The following is a 22,133-nucleotide window of genomic DNA, read 5'->3' as shown; positions in this document are numbered from 1 at the left end:
ATAAAGGCTGGTTAGTTAGCCTGGCTTTCTAGCATTTCGCGTGCATGCGTGCGGGTGGTGTCGGTAATTTTCAAGCCCCCAAGCATGCGTGCCACTTCGGTTACACGGCCCGCGTCATCCAGCATTTCGATGGTTGACACGGTGCCGTTGTTGCCGGTGTTTTTGCGTACTTCATAGTGGTGCATGCCTCGGGCAGCCACTTGCGGCAGGTGGGTTACGCACAGCACTTGGTGTCGTTCACCCAGGGTACGCAGAAGCCGCCCGACCACTTCGGCCACAGCGCCTCCTATGCCGGTGTCCACTTCGTCAAAAATAAGCGTTGGCACCCGGGCTGCCTGGCTTGCTATGACTGACAGTGCCAGCGAAATACGAGCAAGTTCGCCACCCGACGCCACTTTGGCGAGCGGGCGCAGGCTGGTGCCTGCATGGCCTGCAACTAGAAATTCGACATTTTCGGTGCCATGCGGACCGGCTGTACATGGTGAAAGCGTTACATCGAAACGCCCGCCCTGCATGGATAGGGTTTGCATGGCTTCGCTCACGCGTTTTGCCAGCGTTTTGCCGATTTTTTGTCTGGCCTTGCTCAGGCGCGCCGCCAGCTCGTTGTACTGAGCCGCAGCCGCCTGCTCATTTGCCTCGAGCGTTTTGGTGTCGGCCGCTGACTGACTGGCATCGAGTTGTTGCTGCAGGTCGTCACGCAAGCTGGGCAGTTCGCCAGGCTCAACGCTGAATTTGCGCGCCATTTCAAAAATGGCGGCAAGTCGTTGCTCTGCCTGCGCAAGTCGGTCGGGGTCGAGTTCGACGCGGTCAAGATAGCTGTTGAGGTCGGATACCGCCTCATCGATGCCGATACGCGCTGAGTCAATGGCGTCGTAAACGCTTTGCAAGTGCGTGTCATGGCGCAATAGAGGCTGTATGTGGTGTGCGGCTGCGGTCAGTGCCTGGCGGGCTGCGCCTTGCTCGTCGTCGAGTGCTGACAGCGCGTGGGCCGCGCCATCAAGAAGGGCCTGGGCGTGCGCCAGACGGCTGTGTTCGATACCCAGTGCTTCCCACTCGTCTGGCTGCAGAGCTAGGCGATCGAGTTCTGCGAGCCTCCACTCGATCCGCTCGCGTTCTTCTTGCAGCGCTGCTGCATTCTGCCTTGCATCATCGAGTTTCTTGCGTGCGTCGTGCCATGTTTGCCAGGCCTGCTGCACCTCGCGGGCCAGGTCTGAATGACCGCCCTGAGCGTCAAGCAGTGCACGCTGGCTGGACGCCTTAAGCAGGCTTTGATGGGCATGTTGCCCATGAATGTCAACGAGATACTCGCCGACTTCGCGCAGTTGGCCCAGTGCTACCGGGATGCCATTGATAAACGCCCGGCTGCGGCCTTGCGCGTCGATGACGCGTCGCAGCAGTAAGCCATCGTCTGACAGAAGCTCGCGTTCTTGCAGCCAACTTTGCACCGAGGCGGGGGGATCAAAAATGGCGGTAATGTCAGCCCGTGCTGAGCCTTCACGCAGCACGCCTACATCACCGCGGGCGCCAAGGGCCAGTGACAACGCATCGACAAGTATGGACTTGCCCGCACCTGTTTCGCCTGAGAACACAGTAAACCCGGCGTCAAAATGTAGCTCCGCCTCATCGACAATGACAAAATCACGTATATGCAGGGTGCGCAGCATGGTTTACTCGGCCTCGTCCGAAGGTTGGGGCATGTGATTCCAGTGCAGTTTGCGACGCAGCGTCGAAAAGAAACTGTAACCGGTGGGGTGGATGAAGCGCACAGTGTGTTCTGCCCGGCGCACATCAAGTTGATCGCCGGCCTGGCAATCAGACCATGTTTGCATGTCAAAATGCACGCTAGCGCCCGATTCTACGCGGCCGAGGGCGGTAATGGTGAGCGTGAGTGTGCCGGTATCGGGCAACACGATAGGGCGGTTTGAAAGCGTTTGAGGCGCCACCGGCACCAGCAAAATGGCGTTGAGGTCAGGGTAGACCACCGGGCCGTTCGCCGACAGTGAATATGCCGTAGACCCAGTTGGTGTGGCCACGATCAGGCCGTCGGCACGCTGGCTATACATGAAGACGCCGTTGAACTCGATGCGAACCTCTATCATGCCGCCCCGACCTGCGCGGTTGAGCACCACGTCATTAAGGGCAAGACCAGAAAACAGGGTTTCGCCCTCTCGGGTTACCCGCCCTTCAAGCAGCACCCGGTCTTCAGATTCAAACTGACCGTTGATAACGCTGGCCAGGGCGTCGTTGGCATTGTGCAGCGGGATGTCTGTAATAAACCCCAGGCGGCCATGGTTGATGCCGATTAGCGCCACGTTACTATGGGCGAGCTTGCGGGCGGCACCCAACATGGTGCCGTCGCCGCCCATTACCACGGCGAGGTCAGCGCGTTGGCCTATGTCTTCATAAGAAGCCAGGGTAAGCTCTGTGATGCCTGTGTTGCGGGCTGTTTCGGCCTCGAGCAGTACTGTGCAGCCTGCATGCTGCAGCATTGCCGCCAGCTGACGCAGAGGGGCGTCCAGGCCTGTATCCTGGTGTCGGCCGATGAGCGCAACAGTTTTAAAGTGCATGAAAGAAACACCCCGGTGTTTTGATGGAATAATAGGACTTAAACAATTATAGAATCCCCCGAGGCTATCAGGGTTTTGGGGTAACAGGCCTTAGTCGGCAATATTGCATAAAATAGAATTATGGATGATAGAGCCAACGCACTGCTGAAGGCGCTCATAGAGCGTTACATCGCTGATGGTCAGCCGGTGGGTTCGCGCACGCTGTCAAAAATGTTTGACCTCTCGCCAGCCACTATCCGCAATGTCATGGCTGATCTCGAAGACCTTGGTCTGATCCACAGCCCGCACACCTCTGCAGGTCGTGTGCCCACACCCAGGGGCTATCGCGTATTCGTTGATCGCCTGCTGGCAGTGCAGCGTTTCGAAGTCATGCCCCCTCGGCAAATACGTGAGATGCTTCCAGCCTCCGAGCCAGGCAGAGCCGTAGCGGCGGCCGCCACGCTGCTATCCAATCTGTCACAGTTTGCGGGTGTTGTGCTGGCGCCCAAGCGTGCCCAGGTATTCAGACAAATCGAATTTATACGGCTATCTGACAAGCGCGTGCTGCTTATTATTGTTACGCCCGACGGCGATGTGCAAAACCGCATTCTGTTTGTGCCGCGCAATTACACCGAACAAGAGCTGCTCGATGCGGGTGCTTTCTTCAATCAGCATTTTGCCGGGATGGCCTTTGATCTGGTGCGCGAGGCCATTACCCAAGATCTGTCCTCACTGCAGGCCGATATTTCGCGCCTGATGCAGGCGGCCGTCGATGCCGGTACAGCCGATGACGACCAAGACGAAACGCTGGTTATTTCGGGCGAAAGCAAGCTGCTCGATATCACTGACATCGCATCAGACCTTGACCGCCTGCGCCGCATGTTCTCCATGTTCGAGAAAAAAACTGAACTACTGCAGCTGCTTGATGTGTCCAGCCGAGGGACCGGGGTGCAAATTTACATCGGCGGTGATTCACGCCTGGTGCCACTAGACGACGTATCCATCATCACCGCGCCTTATGGGGTAGATGGCAAGGTGGTTGGTACACTTGGGGTTATCGGTCCCTCGCGCATGGCCTATGAGCGAGTCATCCCCATTGTCGACATCACCGCAAGGTTGCTGTCCAACGCGTTGAGTCATAATGTTTAAATCGCGCTTTCTTCCCGAGCCCTCCGACCCCGAGGCGCTCGTCAGTGTGCCGTCGCCACGACGGGCAGGCCCCGTTGGCGTACTGCTCGTTAATCTGGGTACACCCGACGCGCCAACCGCAGGCGCAATACGGCGCTATTTGCTGGAGTTTTTGTCCGACCCGCGCGTTGTGGAAATTCCCCAATGGATCTGGCAGATTATTCTGCGTGGCGCGGTGCTGGTGCGCAGGCCTTCAAAGCTGGCGCCGCGTTATAAAGATATTTGGCTGGAGCAGGGCTCGCCCTTGCTGGTCTACAGCCATCATCTGGCCGACGGCGTGGCCCAGCACCTCGAGGCGCAAGGCGAATCGGCTCGGGTCGCGTTGGCTATGCGCTATGGCAACCCGTCGGTTGCCAATGCCATTGACGATTTGCGCCAGCAGGGCTGTGAACGCATTATCGTCGTGCCTCTCTACCCGCAGTACGCCGCAAGCACCACTGCTACCGCCTTTGATAAGGTGGCTTCATACGCCGGCTGTCTGCGTGATCAGCCTGAGTTCCGCTTTATCAAACGCTTTAACACATTACCGGCTTACATCGATGCGCTTGAACAGCAGGTGCGCCAGTACTGGGCTAAAAACGGCAAGCCTCAGTATCTTTTACTCAGTTTTCATGGTCTGCCTCGTGTAACCGTTGAACAAGGCGATCCATACCATCGCGACTGCATGGAAACCGCACAGTTACTGCGCCAGCGTTTGGGTGCCGATGGCGAACGGGTGCATGTAACATTTCAGAGCCGTTTCGGAGCCCAAGAATGGTTAAAGCCTTATACCGAACCGACATTGCGTGAATGGGCCCGAAAGGGTGTAAAAAGCGTTGATGTAATGTGCCCGGGCTTTCTGGCCGACTGCCTCGAAACTCTGGAAGAAATTCAGATTGAGTGTCGTGACGCCTTTCTTGAGGAAGGCGGGTCGCAGTATCGTTATATTCCGTGCCTAAATGGTGACCCTTCGTGGGCTGCCGGGCTGGCCGGCTTCATTCGGGCGCAACTTGGCGGTTGGGTTTAATTACACAATTACCTCCTGCAAGCCCCTTGTTTTTACACATATCCTACGCAATGTCGGCCAGGTCGGCTGTTGCCTGAACCCACTGGTCGCTACGGTCAGTACTTGAAATAAGGGCGCTTGCCCCCAATTTCATCAAATCGCATCCTTATATGAAGTGGAGATTCTCTATGTCGGCATCCAAAGAACCTGTAGATCAACGCCAGGAAGGGCATGAGCCCGACACCACCGAAAAGCTTGAAACCAACGAGTCAAAGCCGGCTTCGTACGACGCTGACGAGTCAGACGTCGATGGTATTGGCGAGGCCTCTGACGAAAATCTGGCTTCTTTGCTGGTCGAGGCGCAGGAAAAGGTCGGGCAATATCATGAAGAGTTGCTTCGTGCCAAGGCTGAGGTCGAAAATATTCGCCGTCGTGCGCAAGATGACGTTGCCAAGGCTCGCAAGTTTGGTACTGAGTCCTTTGCAGAAAGCCTTATTCCGGTCAAAGATAGCCTGGAGGCCGCTTTGGGGCTTAAAGACCAAACCGCTCAGGCATGGCAAGAAGGTGTCGAGGCGACGCTGCGTCAGATCAATTCAGCCTTTGAGCGTAACCTCATGAAAGAGATCGCACCGGCTCAAGGCGACAAATTTGACCCCCACCTGCACCAGGCCATTTCGTCATTGCCGTCGGCACAGCCTGAGGGTGAAGTCATCCAGTTGCTGCAAAAAGGTTACACCATTGCCGATCGTGTGTTGCGCCCCGCATTGGTCACGGTTTCGGCCGGTCAGTCCTAAAAAAATACAATTTTTTTACGGGCCAGTCTTGAAATTTAACGCCTGAACCCCACCTAGCATCCATCAGGTAGTTTTATACATTCGCATTTTTCCAGGGTTAAAAGATTATGGGCAAAATTATTGGCATTGACTTGGGCACAACAAACAGTTGCGTCGCCATCATGGATGGCACCAAGGTCAAAATTATTGAAAACGCCGAAGGCACACGTACAACGCCTTCCATCGTCGCCTACATGCCAGACGGCGAAATCCTCGTTGGCGCACCGGCCAAACGCCAGGCCGTCACCAACCCACACAATACGCTCTATGCCGTAAAGCGGCTTATTGGTCGTAAGTTCGACGAAAAAGCGGTACAAAAAGATATCAACCTCATGCCCTATGGCATCGTCAAGGCTGATAACGGCGACGCATGGGTAGAGGCTCAGGGCAAAAAGCTCGCACCTCCTCAGGTTTCTGCCGACGTGCTGCGCAAAATGAAAAAAACCGCCGAAGATTACCTCGGTGAAGAAGTTACCGAAGCCGTCATTACGGTACCGGCCTACTTTAACGACAGCCAGCGTCAGGCCACCAAAGATGCAGGCCGTATTGCTGGTCTAGACGTCAAGCGCATTATTAACGAGCCTACGGCTGCTGCGCTTGCTTTCGGCATGGACAAAAGCGAAAAGGGCGACCGCAAAATTGTGGTCTATGACCTGGGAGGCGGTACTTTTGACGTTTCCATTATTGAAATCGCTGACGTTGACGGTGAAAAGCAATTTGAAGTGTTGTCCACCAACGGTGACACCTTCCTGGGCGGCGAAGATTTCGACCAGCGCATCATCGACTACATCATTGCTGAGTTCAAGAAAGAAAGCGGTGTAGACCTGTCGTCCGACGTTCTGGCCCTGCAGCGTCTTAAAGAGTCTGCTGAAAAAGCCAAAATCGAACTGTCGTCCGCGCAGCAAACCGAGATTAACCTGCCCTACATCACTGCAGATGCGTCCGGTCCTAAGCACCTTAACCTTAAAATTACCCGCGCCAAGCTAGAGGCGCTGGTTGAAGAACTCATCGATCGCACCATAGAGCCTTGCCGCATTGCCATCAAAGATGCAGGCATCAAGGTTTCCGAGATCGACGACGTTATCCTGGTCGGCGGCATGACACGCATGCCCAAGGTTCAGGAAAAAGTCAAAGAGTTCTTTGGCCGTGATCCGCGCAAAGACATCAACCCCGATGAGGCAGTTGCTGCTGGCGCAGCCATTCAGGGTTCAGTTCTTTCGGGCGATCGCAAAGACGTACTGCTGCTCGACGTAACCCCGCTGTCGCTGGGTATCGAGACGCTGGGCGGTGTAATGACCAAGATGATCCAGAAAAACACCACGATACCTACACGGTTTTCGCAAGTGTTTTCTACGGCTGATGACAACCAGCCGGCGGTTACCATCAAGGTGTTCCAGGGCGAGCGCGAAATTGCTGCTGGCAACAAGTCGCTTGGCGAATTTAACCTTGAGGGTATTCCACCAGCAAGTCGCGGTACGCCGCAAATCGAGGTTACCTTCGACATCGACGCCAACGGTATTTTGCATGTGTCAGCCAAAGACAAAGGCACAGGCAAAGAGAACAAGATCACCATTAAGGCCAACTCTGGCCTGACTGATGATGAAGTCGAACGCATGGTCAAAGACGCTGAGGCCAATGCCGAAGACGATCACCGTGTCGCCGAGCTGGCACTGGCCCGTAATCAGGCCGATGCACTCATGCACTCGACACGAAAATCGCTTGAAGAGCATGGCGACAAGCTTGAGGCGTCTGAAAAAGAGGCAATCGAAGCTGCAATCAAAGAGCTCGATGAAACCCTCAAAGATGGCGACAAGCCAGCCATTGACGCCAAGGTTGAAGCACTGACCGTGGCAGCGCAGAAGTTGGGCGAGAAAATGTATGCCGACATGCAGGCACAGGCGGCGGCCGAGCAGGGCGCAAGCGATGCTGGCAAAACGGCAGACGACGATGTGGTCGACGCTGACTTCAAAGAAGTCAAACGCGATCAGTAAGGCCTAGTTTCTTAGGTCTTCAAGCCCGGTTTCTGGCGTTTTGCCGGAAATCGGGCCTTCTTATTCAGACACGCAGAACAGTAAGACGTCACAGACGCAAGCACTACTCATGGCAAAACGCGATTATTACGAAACTTTGGGCGTTCAAAAGAATGCTTCAGATGACGAACTGAAAAAAGCCTACCGTAAGTTGGCAATGAAGTACCATCCGGACCGCAACCCGGGTAACAAAGACGCCGAAGAAAAGTTCAAGGAAGCCAAAGAGGCTTACGAGATGTTGTCCGACGAGCAGAAGCGAGGTGCTTATGACCGCTTCGGCCATGCTGGCGTTGATCCCAATTCGGGTATGGGCGGCATGGGTGGGGCAGGTGGTGCGGGCTTCGCCGATGCGTTTGGCGACATCTTTGGCGAGATCTTCGGTGGCGCCGGTGGTGCGGGAGGACGGCGCGGAGGCCCGCAGGTTTATCGTGGGGCCGATCTTAAATACTCGCTCGATATTACGCTCGAGCAGGCAGCAAATGGTTTCGATACTGAAATCCGCGTGCCCAGTTGGGAGTCCTGCGATACCTGCCACGGCTCGGGTGCCAAGCCCGGTACACAGCCCAAAACATGCAGTACGTGCAACGGAAACGGTACTGTGCGCATGCAGCAGGGTTTTTTCAGTGTGCAGCAAACCTGCCCCACCTGCCATGGTAGCGGCAAAGAGATCACTGACCCCTGCAATGCCTGCGATGGTGTAGGTCGCATTCGCAAGAACAAAACCTTGCAGGTCAAGATTCCTGCCGGTATTGATGATGGTATGCGTATCCGCTCATCGGGCAACGGCGAGCCGGGTGTCAATGGTGGCCCTCCAGGCGACTTGTATGTTGAAATCCACCTTTTGCCGCACAATATTTTCCAGCGTGATGGCGACGACTTACATTGTGAGTTAACCATACCCTTTACATCGGCAGCCTTGGGAGGCGAACTTGAGGTGCCTACGCTGTCGGGCAAGGGGGCCATCAACGTGCCCGAAGGTACGCAGTCGGGTAAAACCTTCCGTTTGCGCGGCAAGGGGATACGCGGGTTGCGGGGCAGCTACCCTGGCGATCTGTATTGCCATATTTCGGTCGAAACGCCTGTGCGTCTGACCGATGATCAAAAGAAAATACTGCGTCAGTTTGAAACTTCGCTGGAGCAGGGGGGGGATAAACACTCGCCCAACAGCAAGTCGTGGACAGACCGGGTCAAGAACTTCTTCTCCTGATCTCGTCGCTTAGCTGGTTTTGTATATGCGCCAACGTGGCCTTGCGCCACGCTGGCGCATTTTCATGCCAGCTAAGGTCATGCCCATCGCAGTTACAGCTACAGTGCGGCTGCAGCGCTATTTCGACGACGTAAGGCGAGCAGGCAGTGTATGCACCTTTATCCACGTTGCAAGGTGAACAGGCGTTTTAGGCGCTTATACCTACGATGTAATGTAGATGGCTGAGGGGTTTATACACACAGCGGCAACGTTAAGGGTTGCCGCTGTGGTCTTCAGTATTCGCCGTAAACCGACTTAGTTGACCTCGGCGGGTACCTTTGCTTTTGCGGGTGCTTTAGCCTCAGCCGGCGCTTTGACTTCGGCCGGTACTTTAGCTTCTGCTGACGCGTTGGCGTCAGCTGGTGCTTTGGCTTCGGTCGGCAATTTAGCCTCCACAGGTGATTTAGCCTCAGCAGGTACTTTATTTTCAGCTGGTGTTTTGGTCTCTTCGCGCTTTACAGGCTGGGCCGCCGGTGCTGTGTCAACAGGCTTGTCGGCTTTGCTTGACTCAGTAATGGGTAGCGGTTTGTCCTTCTTTTGGTCTTTTGTGCCGGTCACAGAATCGGCTGTTGTTTCTTCGCCTGCTTTCTGTTTGCTCTGGTCTGCCGCAATGGCCAGGCTGAGCTGCGCGGGATTCAACCATTGACGTACGATGGTATTAACGCGCTCGGCGGTAAGGCCTTTGAGGGCTTCGTCAATTTCAGCTGACCATGCAAAGCTTCGGCCCCGTTCCATGTAGTTGACCCAGGTGGAGGCCAGTACGCCGTCACGGGTGCGTGCCAGCTTGCGGTAGTTAAGTAATGACTTGATGCCTTCCTGGACCTCTTCTTCAGTAAAGCCCTTGGTGAGGACGTTGTGAATGACGTCATTGACTGCAGTGAGCAGCTTTTGCGTATTTTGTGGCGCGTGGATGGCGTAGAACGTCCAGGTGCCGGACTCTTCGAACGATGAGGCGTTCAGGCTGCTGCGCACGTCATAAGACAGGCCATCTTGCACACGCACACGAGTCCAGAGTCGCGAAGTTTCAGATGAACCCAACAGGTAGTTGGCCAGATACAGCGCAGGGAAGTCAGGGTCTGTATCGCTCAGCTTTAAGGGCGCTCGGGCCAAGTAAAACGCGTTGGCTTTGTCTGGCGTGTTGATTTTGAACTGCTGCGGTGGTACGGGGTTGTAAGGGTTGGTCAGGCGTTTGTACGCGGGTGCGACCTGCCAGCCTTTGAGCCCATTAGTGAGGGCGGTTTTGACTTGGTCGGCGTCAAATGCACCCACGGCCGAGAACAAAACAGTACCGGCCCCATAGAACTTGGCATGGAAGTCTTCAAGCTGCTGACGGGTAAGTGCCGCAATTTCGTTTTTTTCTTCGTCAAAGGTGGGGGTGTAGCGAATGTCATTTCTGGGCCACGGGTTATCGTGGCGCGCCAGTGCTCGTGATGCCAGGGCGCTGGGCTCGTTCATGGCATCGCTGATGGAAGTGCTGGCCTGACGCTGGTATTCGACCAGCTCGCGTGTTGGGTAGTTGGCTTCACGCACAATATGCAGAACAAGGTCGACGAGCGCTGGCAAGTGTTCACGTTTGGTGGACATGTCGACCGACAATATGCCGCCTGAGCCGCCAATGCTGACGTCTGCCTGCAGGGCATTGTATTTATCCTGGATCTGCTGCCGAGACATATCGGCAGTGCCATGGTCCAGCAGGGCAGCTGCGGCACTGGAGATTTCGCGGAACCCAAGCAGGTTGTCTGCGTTACCGAACTCGATGCGCAGGTTGGCCTGTACACGGTCACCCCGTGTGGGCTTGGGCAACAGGGCTAATTGCACCTCGCCATTGGGCAGATCTAGTGGCGTGCGCAGCGTCGATGCGTCGATATGCGCAGGAGACGGGTCAAAGGCGGCCACATCAGGGGCAGAGCCTTTGCCGACATAATCTTTAAATAACGTCTTGAAATCAGGTTTTTCTGGCAGGGGTGCACGCACAGGGGTTTCAGTTGGAATGTACTTGCCCAGCGTGCTGTTGCTGGCGACCAGATACTCGGTGGTAACGCGCTGTACGTCGTCAAGCTTGATGTTTTCAACTTGATCGCGATGCAAAAAGAAGAGACGCCAGTCGCCGCTTGCTATAGCCTCTGACAGCGCGCTGGCCAACGCAGGCGGGCTTGCGAAGACCTGCGACCAGTCAGTTAGCCACTTGTTGCGAACACGCTGCAGATCGTTTTCAGTAAATTTCTTTTGGCCCACCGACTGCACGGTTTCACGCAGTGCGGCGAGTGCTTTGTCTTGATCCATGCCGTTTTCAAGCTGAGCGCCAAAGAAAACATAGCCAGGCTGGAACATGTCGGCTGAAAAACCGAACACGCTTGCGGCAAGGTTTTCGCCTACAAGGTTTTGGTACAGCGGGCCTGAGGGCGTGTCTGCGAGAATGGAGACGCCCAGATCGAGTGCGGTGAAGTCTGTGTTGCCCCCGGCGGGCGCATGGTACAGCGCGGCAATAAGTGGCGTGCCGCCATGGCGGCGCAGGTTGACCACGCGTTCGCCGTCTTGCACGGGCTCAATGGTGTACTCGGGCGGTAGCGTGCGCTCGGGGCGGGGTATTTTGCCAAAAACCTTGACCAAGGTGTTAAGCGTGGCGTCAACGTCAAACTTGCCGGTGATGATGAGCACGGCATTGTCGGGCTGGTAATACTCTTTGTAAAAAGCCTTGAGCTGGGCGATGTCGACGTTTTCTACGTCAGATCGTGCACCGATTGTGCTCTTGCCGTAGTTATGCCATTGATAGGCTGCGGCCTGCATTTTTTGCAGCAGAACCTGGAAGGGGTTGTTTTCACCGCGTTCCATTTCGTTGCGTACAACTGTCATTTCGGAGTCAAGGTCTTTGCGAGAGATCAGCGAATTGACCATGGCATCTGCCTGCCAGCCCAGGTACCAGTCGAGGGTTTTGGGGTCAGCCGAGAAACTGGCATAGTAATTGGTACGGTCGCTACTGGTGGAGCCGTTGGCTTCGAGCCCGCGCTTGGAAAACTCGGCCAGCGCGTTATGCATGGTGGGCGTACCACGAAACATCATGTGCTCAAGCAGGTGCGCCATACCTGTTTCGCCGTAGTTTTCGTTACGCGCCCCCACCAGATAGGTCATGTTGACCGTGGTAGTGGGTTTAGAGGCGTCTGGAGCGAGCAGCACGCGCAGCCCGTTGTCGAGTGAGTATTCGGTTACCTCTTCTATCGATGCGCCCTGGGTGATGCCCTGAGGCAGCCCGGTGGCATGTACGGCGAAAGAGACTGTCGCCATGAAGAACAGGGCACCTGAGCGGGCGAAGAGCTTCTGCAGAAACGAGTGCATGCTGAACTATCCGTATAAAAAGGGAGTAGATGCGGATTGACCTTTCTTTTACCATAAGGTTCCGACCCGGGCGATCGGTATCGAAAGCGGCATGGCCGCCAATAGGTAGAAATTGCTGGCGGATTTGCTGACACGGCCGGAAAAAAAGCCCGCGCCTGATCATTTATGTGGTTGTTGGTCTTGGTCTTGGTCTTGGTCTTGGTTGAGGGGGGTTATTTGGAAAGATAGCGCATGGCTTCCTCGAGCCCGTTTACCGTCACGCTGTGCATACGCTGCCCCATGATGTCCTGGATGATGGCAATGGATTGCCGGTACTGCCAATAGGCGGCGGGCTCAGGGTTAAGCCATACCGAACGAGGCCAGTTTTCGAGCAAGCGCTGCAGCCAGGCGGCACCGGTTTCTTTATTGTAGTGTTCGACGGAACCGCCCGGTTGCAGGATTTCGTACGGGCTCATTGTGGCGTCACCCACAATGATAAGGCGCCAGTCTTCGTTGTACTTGCGAAGAATGTCCCACGTGTCAAAGCGTTCAGAGTAGCGGCGCTGGTTGTTCTGCCAAAGCGACTCATACGGGCAGTTGTGAAAGTAATACACCTCGAGATGGCGAAACTCGCTTCGAGCCGCGGCAAACAGTTCTTCGACCCGCGCGATATGGTCGTCCATGCTGCCGCCGACATCGAGCAGCATTAGCACTTTGACGGTGTTATGGCGTTCGGGCACCATTTGCAGGTCAAGAAACCCCGCATTGCGTGCCGTGCTGCGAATTGTGTCATCCAGATCGAGCTCAAGCTCGGCGCCCTGGCGAGCAAAACGGCGCAGCCGGCGCAAGGCCATCTTGAAGTTGCGCGTGCCCAGTTCTTGCTGGTCGTCGTAGTCACGGAATTCGCGCTTTTCCCACACCTTGACTGCAGTGCGGTTGCCGGCCGAGGGGCCGCCGACGCGGATGCCTTCTGGATGAAAGCCCCCGTGGCCAAACGCCGAAGAACCGCCTGTTCCTATCCACTTATTGCCGCCCGCATGGCGTTCTTTCTGCTCTTCGAGGCGCTCTTTGAAAAGCTCCATGAGCTTGTCCCAGCCGTGCTTCTCGATGGCAGCCTTTTCTTCGGCTGTGAGGTTTTTCTGGAACTCCTTCATTAACCAGTCGAGGGGTATTTCTTTGCCAGCCGGCAACGCCGCTTCGAGTGTCTGGTAAAACTCGCCAAAGGCCTGATCAAAGCGGTCGAATAAGGTTTCGTCCTTGACCAGTGTCATGCGCGCAAGATGGTAGAAGTCATCAATAGTGGGCGGCATGACATTGGCCTGCAGTGCTTCAAGCAATGTCAGGTATTCCTGGACGGAAACAGGCAGTTTGCGTGCCCGCATATGGTAGAAAAAATTAATCAGCATGGTGTCGTGTTAGTTGGTACTCGAGATGCTTTTGCACCTCGGGCCACTCCCCCGCAAGCAGGCTGTATGCAACGGTGTCGCGCACGGAGCCGTCCCGGCGCAGGGCATGGTGTCGTAAAACCCCGTCTTTATGCGCACCCAGTCTTTCAATGGCCTTTTGCGATGCAAAATTGAAATTGTCAGTACGCCAGCCAACTACCACCGCGCCCAGCGTGTCAAATGCATGGCGCAGCAAAAGCAGTTTGCAGGTGGTGTTGATATGGCTGCGCTGGCAGCGTTTTGCGTACCAGGTGTATCCGATCTCGAGGCGGGCCACGGCGGGCACGATGTCGTGATAACGCGTTGAACCTACGACATCGCCGCTATTTTCGTCAATGACGGCAAATGGCAACATGTGGCCAGCTTCCTGGCCGGCAAGGGCCGTGTCGATGTAGGCGGCCATCTCTCCGGGAGCGGGTACAGAGGTGACCCGCAGTTGCCACAGCTTACCGTCGGCGGCTGCGTTGTCGAGTGCCTGGCCGTGCTCAGGCAATAAGGGCACAAGCGACACGCCGTTGCCGCTCAAGGTGACGGGGGAGGGCAGTTGGCGAAACGAGGTGGAGGACATGGGCGCTTCCTGATCGGTGGCTACGAAGGCTGGGTCGGTTACCCGGGGGGGGCGTTAATAGCGCTATAAATCAGCGATGGGCCCGGGTCATCGCCGCAAGGCGCTGCAGCAGGGTAAGGTCTTGCTCGTTTTTAAGCAGTGCGCCGGCCAAGATAGGCAGGTCACGGCTGTCGCGCACCTTATCGGCCGAGATACCCTCGCTGGCCATGAGGCGCAGCCAGTCAAGAAACTCGGAGGTCGAGGGCTTTTTCTTGAGCCCGGGTGCATCACGCAAACCAAAGAAAGTATCCAGAGCCGCGCGCAGCAACTCTTCTTTGATGTTGGGGTAGTGCACCGCGACGATGTCCTTGAGGGTATCGCGGTCAGGAAAGTTGATGTAATGAAAAAAGCACCGGCGCAAAAATGCATCGGGCAGGTCTTTTTCATTGTTAGACGTAATAATGATGAGTGGACGATGCCTGGCCTGGATGGTCTGGCGAGTTTCGTACACATGGAATTCCATACGGTCGAGTTCGCGCAGCAAGTCGTTGGGGAACTCAATGTCGGCCTTGTCGATTTCGTCGATCAGCACAACAGTAGGTTCGTCAGCTTCGAACGCCTGCCACAACACCCCTTTGACGATGTAGTTGCCAATGTCGCGTACTTTTTCGTCACCTAACTGCGAATCGCGTAGGCGCGAAACCGCGTCATATTCATACAACCCCTGATTGGCCTTGGTTGTAGACTTGATATGCCATTGCAGCAAGGGTCGGCCCAGTGCGGCGGCAACTTCTTCAGCCAGCATGGTTTTTCCTGTACCGGGCTCGCCTTTGATCAGCAGAGGGCGTTGTAGTGCAAGTGCGGCATTTACAGCCATTTTCAGGTCGTCGGTGGCCACATAGCGCTCGGTGCCGGTAAAGCGCTCTGAGGAAGGCGTGGGTACAGCAGAATTCATGATGTCGTCTCTTGGTGTTTTAAAACAGATTGCGATGCCACAGGCCAGAATGTATCTGGTACGCTGCAATTATCGTACAATCCCAATTTTTCACGGGCAGTTTGATTTTTATCAAACCATTCTAATCTAACGCCAAAGAAGGGCTACCATGAAGTCGCGAACCTCTTTGAAGCGCACTCTGTCTGCGCTGGCCATGTTGGCCACCTGTGCAATGGCGGGGTCAGCCCTCGCTGCTGACGCTGCGCCTGTAGGCAACGCCCAGGCTGCGCTTTCCAAAACGTCTATGTGCATTGGTTGCCATGGTATCAAAGGGTATAAAGCCAGCTTTCCAGAGGTATACCACGTGCCCATGATTGCTGGCCAGAATGCTGCGTACATCGTAGAGGCACTTAAAGAATATGCCAGCGGTGCACGTACGTTTCCTACCATGGAAGCTATAGCACAAAGCCTTTCTGAGCAAGACATGGCCGACCTCGCCGCGTATTACTCCAGCTTAAAATAACCGGGGAGACACATGAATAAAACGATAATAGCCCTGGCGGGCGCCGCACTGATTGCAGTGGCAGGGGGAGCGCAGGCAGCCGATCTCGACGCAGGCAAGGCCGCATTTGATAAGTTTACCTGTGCAACGTGCCATGGCGCGGATGCCAAGTCACCGATCATGCCAGCCTACCCCATACTTGCAGGGCAGCATCAAGACTATTTAATGCATGCGCTCAGAGCCTATAAGCGCGGCACCGATGGTGCGCCTTCCACAGCCAATCTTCGCAAGAACGCGGTTATGGGCGCAATGGTGGCCCAGCTTACTAATGCCGATATGGAAAATATCGCGGCATGGCTGGCCAGCCTTGATGGCCCATTGGCCGTGCGCAAGTAATTGCTCGGCATACTGTCGACCTTGAGTTGGCAGGTAGCGGTTAATACGACACCGGGGGTGGTGTTATGCCAGCCCCCGTATTCAGGCATAAGCCTGCTGCCTAATGGCGGCTGGCGTAGCGACGAATAAGGTCGATATATTTTTCTGAGTCAAGCGGCTGTCCTAGCCGTTGCGCCTCCCACACCACTTCACCCAGTGCTTCCATAATGATGTGCGCGGCGTCGTGCGCATTGTGTGTGGCCAGAAGTTCGCTGAAAGCGGCCTTGATGCCGGGTGGCTGGTCTATCGACAATTGCTCGTTAATGGCCAGGTGCATGGACAGATGCAAAAACGGGTTGGTCTGCCCCTGTTCGACGGCAAAGTCGGCACTGGATTGTTCTGGGTTTTCGAGAGCGGCCTGGTATTCAGGGTGTAGTTCGATAAGGTCAGCTGCCATGGTTTCGAGCGGGGTCAGCACACCGCCGGATCTGCGCTTGGTCCAGGCTTCGGTAAAAAATTGCCGCACCTGTTCGCGCGAGGGGTTGAACATACATCATCCTGTTTAAAGCGGGTATTTAAATACGGTATTTTGTTATTTTAACGGCCTCGCGCCTCAGGCATGGCAATCGCGTAATTTGGCGCGCGACAGCAGGCGGAGTCTGCCGCTAAAATTACAAAGCCAAAATAAGCTAAACTACTCTTATATAAGACTGAACGCCATTCCGTGCGCTTTGGTCTTTTGTTCTGTCGACTTTTGCTTCCCGCGAAGCACAACTGGAGCGTCCATGTCCTTTCAACATATCAAGGTCCCTGCCGAGGGCCAGAAAATCACAGTTAATGCCGATTTTGCGCTTACTGTACCTGATCAGCCCATCATTCCTTACATCGAAGGCGATGGCACTGGCGTGGATATCTCCCCAGTTATGATCAAGGTCGTTGACGCCGCCGTTGCCAAAGCATATGGCGGCAAGCGCAAAATTCACTGGATGGAAATCTACGCCGGTGAAAAGTCGACCAAAATTTATGGTCCAGATGTATGGCTGCCACAAGAAACGCTCGACGCGGTCAAAGACTACGTTGTCTCCATCAAGGGCCCGCTAACGACCCCGGTTGGTGGTGGCATCCGCTCGCTTAACGTGGCGCTGCGCCAGCAGCTTGACCTGTATGTCTGCCTGCGTCCTATCCAGTATTTCAAGGGCGTGCCATCGCCTGTGCGTGAGCCCGAAAAAACCAACATGGTTATCTTCCGTGAAAACTCGGAAGACATCTATGCAGGCATCGAGTTCGAGGCCGAAAGCGCCAACGCCAAAAAATTGATCGAGTTCTTGCAGAAAGAACTTGGCGTAGACAAGATCCGCTTCCCCGAAACCTCTGGTATCGGTGTTAAGCCTGTTTCGCGTGAAGGCACACAACGTCTTGTGCGCAAAGCCATTCAGTACGCCATCGATAATGACCGTGCGTCGGTTACGCTGGTGCACAAGGGCAACATCATGAAGTTCACCGAAGGTGGCTTCCGTGATTGGGGCTATGAACTGGCACAAAAAGAATTCGGTGCTCAGCTGATCGACGGCGGCCCATGGTGCAAATTCAAAAACCCCAAAACGGGTCGTGACATTATCGTCAAAGATTCGATCGCTGACGCCTTCCTGCAGCAAATTCTGTTGCGTCCGGCAGAGTATGACGTAATCGCCACGCTTAACCTGAACGGCGACTATGTGTCTGACGCGCTGGCTGCGCAAGTTGGCGGTATTGGTATTGCTCCAGGTGCCAACCTGTCAGACTCCGTTGCCATGTTTGAAGCCACCCACGGCACTGCACCCAAGTACGCAGGCAAAGACTACGTGAACCCCGGTTCCTTGATTTTGTCGGCAGAAATGATGCTGCGCCACATGGGCTGGACTGAAGCCGCTGACCTTATCATCTCCAGCATGGAAAAATCCATTCTGTCCAAGAAAGTTACCTACGACTTCGCCCGTCTGCTCGAAGGCGCAACGCAGGTATCGTGCTCGGGCTTTGGCACGGTCATGATCGAAAACATGTAAGTGTTTTCGGCTTGATCTGATCAGGTCTGGAAAAGCCCCGATTTCCTAGGAGAACGGGGCTTTTTTATGTCCGGTAGGGTATGTCTGGAGATCTCGCCAGTGTGGCATTCAGCAGCACATGCCCGATGATATCGTGGCTGATTGAGCAGACCTTGCCATTCACGGCCCTGTGATGCAGTGTTTCTTTCAAGGCCTTGCGATGCAGGCCGGTGCATTCGGCAGCGTGCTACCGCCAACTCTCCGATTACCAGGCTGTCGTTCAGGTGCAGCGCCAGCAAGGGTCCGCCACTGCTCCAACTGGAGCCCAGTTTGTGTGGCCCAAGGCCTGCAGCGGGGCATGATACGTCTGTCCACCGTAAGAACACCGGCGGCCAACAGGCCAATACGGTTTCGTCCAGAAGGGATGCGTTAATATCCACTGAACGAGGTTAGGTTCATAGCATGACTCACACTACATCTTCATTGATCACTCCCGACAGTGGTCAGTGGATTCAGCAGATACAAGCCTGGGCGAGTGAGTTGGGGTTTTCTAAAATTGGTGTTGCTGGGGTAGATTTATCCTCGGCCGAGCCAAACTTACTGCATTGGCTTTCCTTGGGCTACCACGGTGACATGCACTATATGGAGCTGCATGGTCTGAAGCGTGCGCGGCCGGCCGAGCTAGTTCCTGGCACGATCAGTGTAATCACTGCGCGTATGCCCTATTTGCCGCGCAGTACTGCCCCTGACTGGCAAGACCGCGAGCGAGCACGACTTGACCAACCCGCCGAGGGCGTGGTGTCGCTTTATGCTCGGGGGCGTGACTATCATAAGGTGGTGCGTTCGCGCTTGCGGAAATTGTGCGATCGTATCGAGACCCTGGTAGGCCCATTTGGCCACCGCGTCTTTTCTGACTCGGCCCCGGTGTTGGAAAAGGAACTGGCCAGTCGCAGCGGGCAAGGCTGGCGCGGCAAGCATTCTATGGTGCTTTCGCGCGAAGCCGGCTCCATGTTTTTCCTGGGCGAAATCTTTGTTGACTTTGCGCTTGAGCCGACCGATCCGGTTAGTGCACATTGCGGTACATGTACCGCTTGCATCGACGTTTGCCCCACGGGTGCCATCGTTGCACCTGGGGTGGTCGATGCGCGCCGCTGTATTTCGTATCTGACCATAGAAAATCATGGCCCTATCCCCGAGGAATTGCGGCCACTGATGGGCAACCATATCTTTGGCTGTGATGACTGCCAGACGTTTTGTCCTTGGAACAAGTACGCACAGACCACAGAACTGCCTGATTTTGACGAGCGTTCGCCTTTAGTCGGCCGTCAGCTTGTCGATCTATTCGCCTGGGACGAAGAGACTTTTCTTAAACGTGCCGAGGGTGGGCCGATCCGCCGCATCAACCACGAACGTTGGTTGCGTAACATTGCAGTGGCGCTGGGCAATGCGCTGCTTCAGGCTGATGAGGCGCAGGCTCACGAGCTGCGTACGGCGCTGCTTGGCCGTGCCAACCATGAAAGCCCCTTGGTGCGCGAGCATGTTGCCTGGGCTCTGGCGCAGCGCTTGCCATAGATCGGGCAAAGCGGGATGATTCCGGCGCGTAGCTGATTGGCCAGTGCTGCTTCAGAGTGACAGCCTGGACTGCATCTGGATGCGCCATCCAGCGGCAAGATGGGTCATACCAGTGGCGTCTTCGGAGCGAGTGAGGCTGATGATTGCTTTGCCTAACATCCCTTAGCTCTAAAGTTTTAGATCCGCTTCTGGGAAGCCTTGCTGAATATAACGATCGGTATCTTTCGTCGTGTATCGTTAATATTCACGCACTATAAGCGTAAAATAACATTCAATATCAATAGATTGCGTTAGAGGCAAGACTCAAGCTCCGACGTAGCTCTGCGAAAAGTGGGGCGCCCTACGCCACCGCAAAAATAGCTTTATAGCAACGTCAATACTCTTTATAAGAGCGATAGCCATGCGAAGCTTGTTGTTTTTGACTATAGTCGTTTCGGCGCTAGTTGGCTGCGCCAGTCGGCCCATAAACCCGCCCATCACTCAGGTAGATCCTAGCAGCGGATATCGCCCCTATTTACTGGTACCCAAGCGTCAAAATAACGATCTATCTACGCTGATGATTTTGTCGTTTTCGGGTGGCGGCACGCGAGCAGCTGCATTTTCGTACGGTGTTCTTGAAGAGCTTCGTCGAACCCATGTTGTTGTGCAGGGTGAACAGCGTCGACTGCTTGACGAGGTAGACATCATTACTGGTGTTTCGGGCGGAAGCTTCACTGCACTGGCCTACGCTTTGTATGGCGAGCGATTGTTTTCAGAGTATGAAGCACGTTTTCTTAAGCGAAATGTAGAAGGCGCACTCATTAGGCGCATCCTCAACCCGTTTAATTGGTGGAAGTTTGTTGGCGGCAGCGCCGGACGCTCAGAGCTGGCTGCTGAGTACTATGACGAAATCCTGTTTGAGGGTGCAACATTTGGCGACCTGCTTGATAAGCACGGCCCTGTCGCCTTGACAACAGGAACTGACCTGTCCACTGGGTCACGCCTGATTTTCTTTCAAAATGATTTCGATTTGCTCTGTTCTGACCTTAATAAGGTTCATCTGTCTCGTGCTGCAGCAACCTCGTCTGCCGTCCCAGTGGCGCTGTCTCCGGTAACGTTTAACAATTATGGGGGAACTTGCCATTTTCAATATCCCTTGTGGGTTGAGGATGTTGCCAATCCCGAAACTCAGGCTCGGCCTTCAGGACGCGCCCTGGAACGTTATCGCGAGATGGAAAGCTTTCAGAACAGTAAAGATCGCCCCTACATCCATTTGGTAGATGGCGGCGTCTCTGACAATATTGGCGTGCGTCCTGCGCTGGAGTTTATTGAAGAGCTGGAAGCAAGTTCAGCGTACTCGCAGCAGGTGGGTTTTGGTGATATTAGTCGTATTGTTTTGATCGTGGTGGACGCGCATTCGTCGCCTCGCACCTATTGGGACAAGACAGAAACGCCACCCGGTTTTATTATCCAGCTGTTGCAGTCAACGAATGTACCGATAGAAAAATACTCTTTTGAAACGGTCGAAATTATGAAAGATAGGGCTGAAATTATGGAAAGAAAGCGAGATCTAAAGGTCGCTTACGCCCAGCTCGCAGGCGCAAGCAAAGCACAGGCTGAGGCTAGTGTGCCAAAACTCACCCTCGACGTCATCTCCGTAAGCTTCGACGCAATCCCCACTGCTGCAGAACGCGCTCATTTCATGGAACTTCCTACTAGCTTTTCCCTTCCACCCAAAGACATTGATGGGTTGCGAGCAGTTGCTGGCCAACTTCTTAGAGAATCAAAGGGCTATGAGGCGCTGGTGCGTTCTTTTAATCTGAGCGGTGGCAAACGTTGACACGACGGGGTAAAGCGCGGCCGTAACAATACATTTAAGGACTTAGTTCACGTTGTGAAAATCACTGCAGTTGGTCGGGCTTGCGGCCTGCGGCTGATTGTGCCTTTTTACTTTCTCTGTTAATTTAAAAAAAAGCATGCTAGATGCTGGCAACAGATCCATACTGGATTTGGCGTAAGTTGCTAATAACAAGTCGCTACGGGCACTAAGAAGAGCCACCAGCGGCACGGGAGATAAGCGTGCTGAATCGAATGACGGCCTGTATTCGATCACGTGGCATGACAACGTGGCCTGGGGCCGGCGCGCTAACCCGTCTACAGCCGACGGCGACCGTCGCCATTGTTGTTGCGTTGTTTGGGGCGTCGCTTGCACTGGGTATGTCGATCGTCAACGCTGGTGAAACGGGGTTGAGTGGGTCTGTATTGTGGGCAGACACCCGATGGGTCATAGCGGCGGTGACCGTTTTGGTGGTACTGCAGAGCCTTTTGATTGCGGCGTTATTGCTAGAGTGGCACAGGCATCTAAAAATTGAGTCCGGAAAGATAGAGCTTCGCACCGAGCTGATGCATACATCGCGTCTGGCGGTTATCGGTCAGCTTTCCGCCTCGATTGCGCATGAGATTAATCAGCCACTGGGCGCCATTTTGAGCAATGCTGATGCCGCTGACCTCATGTTGGCAAAAGCCGAACCAGATTTAAATGAAATACGTGTGATTTTGTCCGACATCCGCAAAGATTGTCTACGGGCCAGCCAAGTCGTCCGTCATGTATAGACACT

18 protein-coding genes are annotated in these 22,133 nt (G+C 54.8%); 11 read left to right on the top strand and 7 right to left on the bottom strand.

The genetic code is table 11. The features are described from left to right. Positions 1–11: 11 nt before the first annotated feature. Complete coding sequence (gene recN / locus FQ179_RS16645) at positions 12–1,664, bottom strand: DNA repair protein RecN (protein WP_149398450.1); 1,653 nt, start codon at positions 1,662–1,664, stop codon at positions 12–14. 3 nt (positions 1,665–1,667) lie between these two features. Next, positions 1,668–2,567, bottom strand: coding sequence for an NAD kinase (locus FQ179_RS16640; RefSeq protein ID WP_149398449.1), 900 nt, complete (start codon positions 2,565–2,567; stop codon positions 1,668–1,670). A 120-nt stretch (positions 2,568–2,687) separates the two neighbouring features. Between FQ179_RS16640 and hrcA the strand changes: the two genes are divergently transcribed. The 5 genes from hrcA (at position 2,688) to dnaJ (ending at position 8,789) form a co-directional block, all read left to right on the top strand. Beyond that, on the top strand, positions 2,688–3,695 hold the full coding sequence (gene hrcA / locus FQ179_RS16635) for a heat-inducible transcriptional repressor HrcA (protein ID WP_149398448.1): 1,008 nt from the start codon (positions 2,688–2,690) through the stop codon (positions 3,693–3,695). Next, positions 3,688–4,740: a ferrochelatase gene (hemH, locus tag FQ179_RS16630; protein ID WP_149398447.1), complete on the top strand. Its 1,053-nt coding sequence runs from the start codon at positions 3,688–3,690 to the stop codon at positions 4,738–4,740. Before hrcA ends, hemH begins: the two co-directional genes overlap by 8 nt. Before the next feature lie 167 nt (positions 4,741–4,907). After that, the gene (grpE, locus tag FQ179_RS16625; RefSeq protein WP_149398446.1) at positions 4,908–5,513 is read left to right on the top strand and encodes a nucleotide exchange factor GrpE; all 606 of its coding nucleotides are present in this window, start codon (positions 4,908–4,910) and stop codon (positions 5,511–5,513) included. Between the two features lie 107 nt (positions 5,514–5,620). Then, entirely contained in the window at positions 5,621–7,543 is a 1,923-nt protein-coding gene (gene dnaK / locus FQ179_RS16620) for a molecular chaperone DnaK (protein WP_149398445.1), read from the top strand. A 109-nt stretch (positions 7,544–7,652) separates the two neighbouring features. After that, positions 7,653–8,789 (top strand): molecular chaperone DnaJ, encoded by a 1,137-nt coding sequence (gene dnaJ / locus FQ179_RS16615; RefSeq protein ID WP_149398444.1) that lies wholly within the window; start codon positions 7,653–7,655, stop codon positions 8,787–8,789. Between the two features lie 294 nt (positions 8,790–9,083). Here the strand turns inward: dnaJ and FQ179_RS16610 are convergent, their stop codons facing one another. The 4 genes from FQ179_RS16610 to FQ179_RS16595 all read right to left on the bottom strand — a co-directional run bounded on the left by FQ179_RS16610 (position 9,084) and on the right by FQ179_RS16595 (position 15,087). After that, the gene (locus tag FQ179_RS16610; RefSeq protein WP_149398443.1) at positions 9,084–12,161 is read right to left on the bottom strand and encodes an insulinase family protein; all 3,078 of its coding nucleotides are present in this window, start codon (positions 12,159–12,161) and stop codon (positions 9,084–9,086) included. A 212-nt stretch (positions 12,162–12,373) separates the two neighbouring features. Continuing rightward, positions 12,374–13,546: a VWA domain-containing protein gene (locus tag FQ179_RS16605; protein ID WP_149398442.1), complete on the bottom strand. Its 1,173-nt coding sequence runs from the start codon at positions 13,544–13,546 to the stop codon at positions 12,374–12,376. Further along, a complete protein-coding gene (locus FQ179_RS16600; protein ID WP_149398441.1) occupies positions 13,536–14,153 on the bottom strand; it encodes a GNAT family N-acetyltransferase in 618 nt (205 codons plus the stop codon). The genes FQ179_RS16605 and FQ179_RS16600 overlap by 11 nt, the downstream gene beginning before the upstream one ends. Positions 14,154–14,223: 70 nt before the next feature. Next, positions 14,224–15,087, bottom strand: a complete 864-nt coding sequence (locus FQ179_RS16595; protein WP_149398440.1) for a MoxR family ATPase — start codon at positions 15,085–15,087, stop codon at positions 14,224–14,226. A gap of 148 nt (positions 15,088–15,235) precedes the next feature. Here FQ179_RS16595 and FQ179_RS16590 point away from each other — a divergent pair, with 148 nt between their 5' ends. Together FQ179_RS16590 and FQ179_RS16585 are read left to right on the top strand one after the other, a co-directional pair. Then, a complete protein-coding gene (locus FQ179_RS16590) occupies positions 15,236–15,589 on the top strand; it encodes a c-type cytochrome (protein WP_180118732.1) in 354 nt (117 codons plus the stop codon). 12 nt (positions 15,590–15,601) lie between these two features. Continuing rightward, positions 15,602–15,964: a c-type cytochrome gene (locus FQ179_RS16585; RefSeq protein ID WP_149398439.1), complete on the top strand. Its 363-nt coding sequence runs from the start codon at positions 15,602–15,604 to the stop codon at positions 15,962–15,964. A 100-nt stretch (positions 15,965–16,064) separates the two neighbouring features. Here FQ179_RS16585 and FQ179_RS16580 read toward each other — a convergent pair whose 3' ends face one another. Beyond that, positions 16,065–16,493, bottom strand: coding sequence for a DUF1841 family protein (locus tag FQ179_RS16580; protein WP_149398438.1), 429 nt, complete (start codon positions 16,491–16,493; stop codon positions 16,065–16,067). Positions 16,494–16,728: 235 nt separating this feature from the next. Between FQ179_RS16580 and icd the strand changes: the two genes are divergently transcribed. The 4 genes from icd to FQ179_RS16560 all read left to right on the top strand — a co-directional run bounded on the left by icd (position 16,729) and on the right by FQ179_RS16560 (position 22,128). Continuing rightward, on the top strand, positions 16,729–17,985 hold the full coding sequence (gene icd, locus FQ179_RS16575) for an NADP-dependent isocitrate dehydrogenase (RefSeq protein WP_149398437.1): 1,257 nt from the start codon (positions 16,729–16,731) through the stop codon (positions 17,983–17,985). Between the two features lie 441 nt (positions 17,986–18,426). Continuing rightward, positions 18,427–19,536 (top strand): tRNA epoxyqueuosine(34) reductase QueG, encoded by a 1,110-nt coding sequence (gene queG / locus FQ179_RS16570; RefSeq protein WP_149398436.1) that lies wholly within the window; start codon positions 18,427–18,429, stop codon positions 19,534–19,536. A gap of 400 nt (positions 19,537–19,936) precedes the next feature. After that, a complete protein-coding gene (locus FQ179_RS16565; protein ID WP_149398435.1) occupies positions 19,937–21,355 on the top strand; it encodes a patatin-like phospholipase family protein in 1,419 nt (472 codons plus the stop codon). 278 nt (positions 21,356–21,633) lie between these two features. Next, entirely contained in the window at positions 21,634–22,128 is a 495-nt protein-coding gene (locus FQ179_RS16560) for a histidine kinase dimerization/phospho-acceptor domain-containing protein (RefSeq protein ID WP_188074638.1), read from the top strand. Positions 22,129–22,133: the final 5 nt, after the last annotated feature.

Origin of the sequence: Pusillimonas sp. ANT_WB101 (genome assembly GCF_008369125.1) — a bacterium.
Taxonomy (GTDB): Bacteria; Pseudomonadota; Gammaproteobacteria; order Burkholderiales; family Burkholderiaceae_B; genus Allopusillimonas.
Note: the sequence above shows the minus strand (reverse complement) of the source record. Positions and strands in the feature narration are given on the sequence as shown.

Coding starts and splice junctions, on each gene's coding strand:
- recN (WP_149398450.1), bottom strand. CDS start 1,664: ATGCTGCGCACCCTGCATATACGTGATTTTGTCATTGTCGATGAGGCG.
- FQ179_RS16640 (WP_149398449.1), bottom strand. CDS start 2,567: ATGCACTTTAAAACTGTTGCGCTCATCGGCCGACACCAGGATACAGGC.
- hrcA (WP_149398448.1), top strand. CDS start 2,688: ATGGATGATAGAGCCAACGCACTGCTGAAGGCGCTCATAGAGCGTTAC.
- hemH (WP_149398447.1), top strand. CDS start 3,688: ATGTTTAAATCGCGCTTTCTTCCCGAGCCCTCCGACCCCGAGGCGCTC.
- grpE (WP_149398446.1), top strand. CDS start 4,908: ATGTCGGCATCCAAAGAACCTGTAGATCAACGCCAGGAAGGGCATGAG.
- dnaK (WP_149398445.1), top strand. CDS start 5,621: ATGGGCAAAATTATTGGCATTGACTTGGGCACAACAAACAGTTGCGTC.
- dnaJ (WP_149398444.1), top strand. CDS start 7,653: ATGGCAAAACGCGATTATTACGAAACTTTGGGCGTTCAAAAGAATGCT.
- FQ179_RS16610 (WP_149398443.1), bottom strand. CDS start 12,161: ATGCACTCGTTTCTGCAGAAGCTCTTCGCCCGCTCAGGTGCCCTGTTC.
- FQ179_RS16605 (WP_149398442.1), bottom strand. CDS start 13,546: ATGCTGATTAATTTTTTCTACCATATGCGGGCACGCAAACTGCCTGTT.
- FQ179_RS16600 (WP_149398441.1), bottom strand. CDS start 14,153: ATGTCCTCCACCTCGTTTCGCCAACTGCCCTCCCCCGTCACCTTGAGC.
- FQ179_RS16595 (WP_149398440.1), bottom strand. CDS start 15,087: ATGAATTCTGCTGTACCCACGCCTTCCTCAGAGCGCTTTACCGGCACC.
- FQ179_RS16590 (WP_180118732.1), top strand. CDS start 15,236: ATGAAGTCGCGAACCTCTTTGAAGCGCACTCTGTCTGCGCTGGCCATG.
- FQ179_RS16585 (WP_149398439.1), top strand. CDS start 15,602: ATGAATAAAACGATAATAGCCCTGGCGGGCGCCGCACTGATTGCAGTG.
- FQ179_RS16580 (WP_149398438.1), bottom strand. CDS start 16,493: ATGTTCAACCCCTCGCGCGAACAGGTGCGGCAATTTTTTACCGAAGCC.
- icd (WP_149398437.1), top strand. CDS start 16,729: ATGTCCTTTCAACATATCAAGGTCCCTGCCGAGGGCCAGAAAATCACA.
- queG (WP_149398436.1), top strand. CDS start 18,427: ATGACTCACACTACATCTTCATTGATCACTCCCGACAGTGGTCAGTGG.
- FQ179_RS16565 (WP_149398435.1), top strand. CDS start 19,937: ATGCGAAGCTTGTTGTTTTTGACTATAGTCGTTTCGGCGCTAGTTGGC.
- FQ179_RS16560 (WP_188074638.1), top strand. CDS start 21,634: ATGACAACGTGGCCTGGGGCCGGCGCGCTAACCCGTCTACAGCCGACG.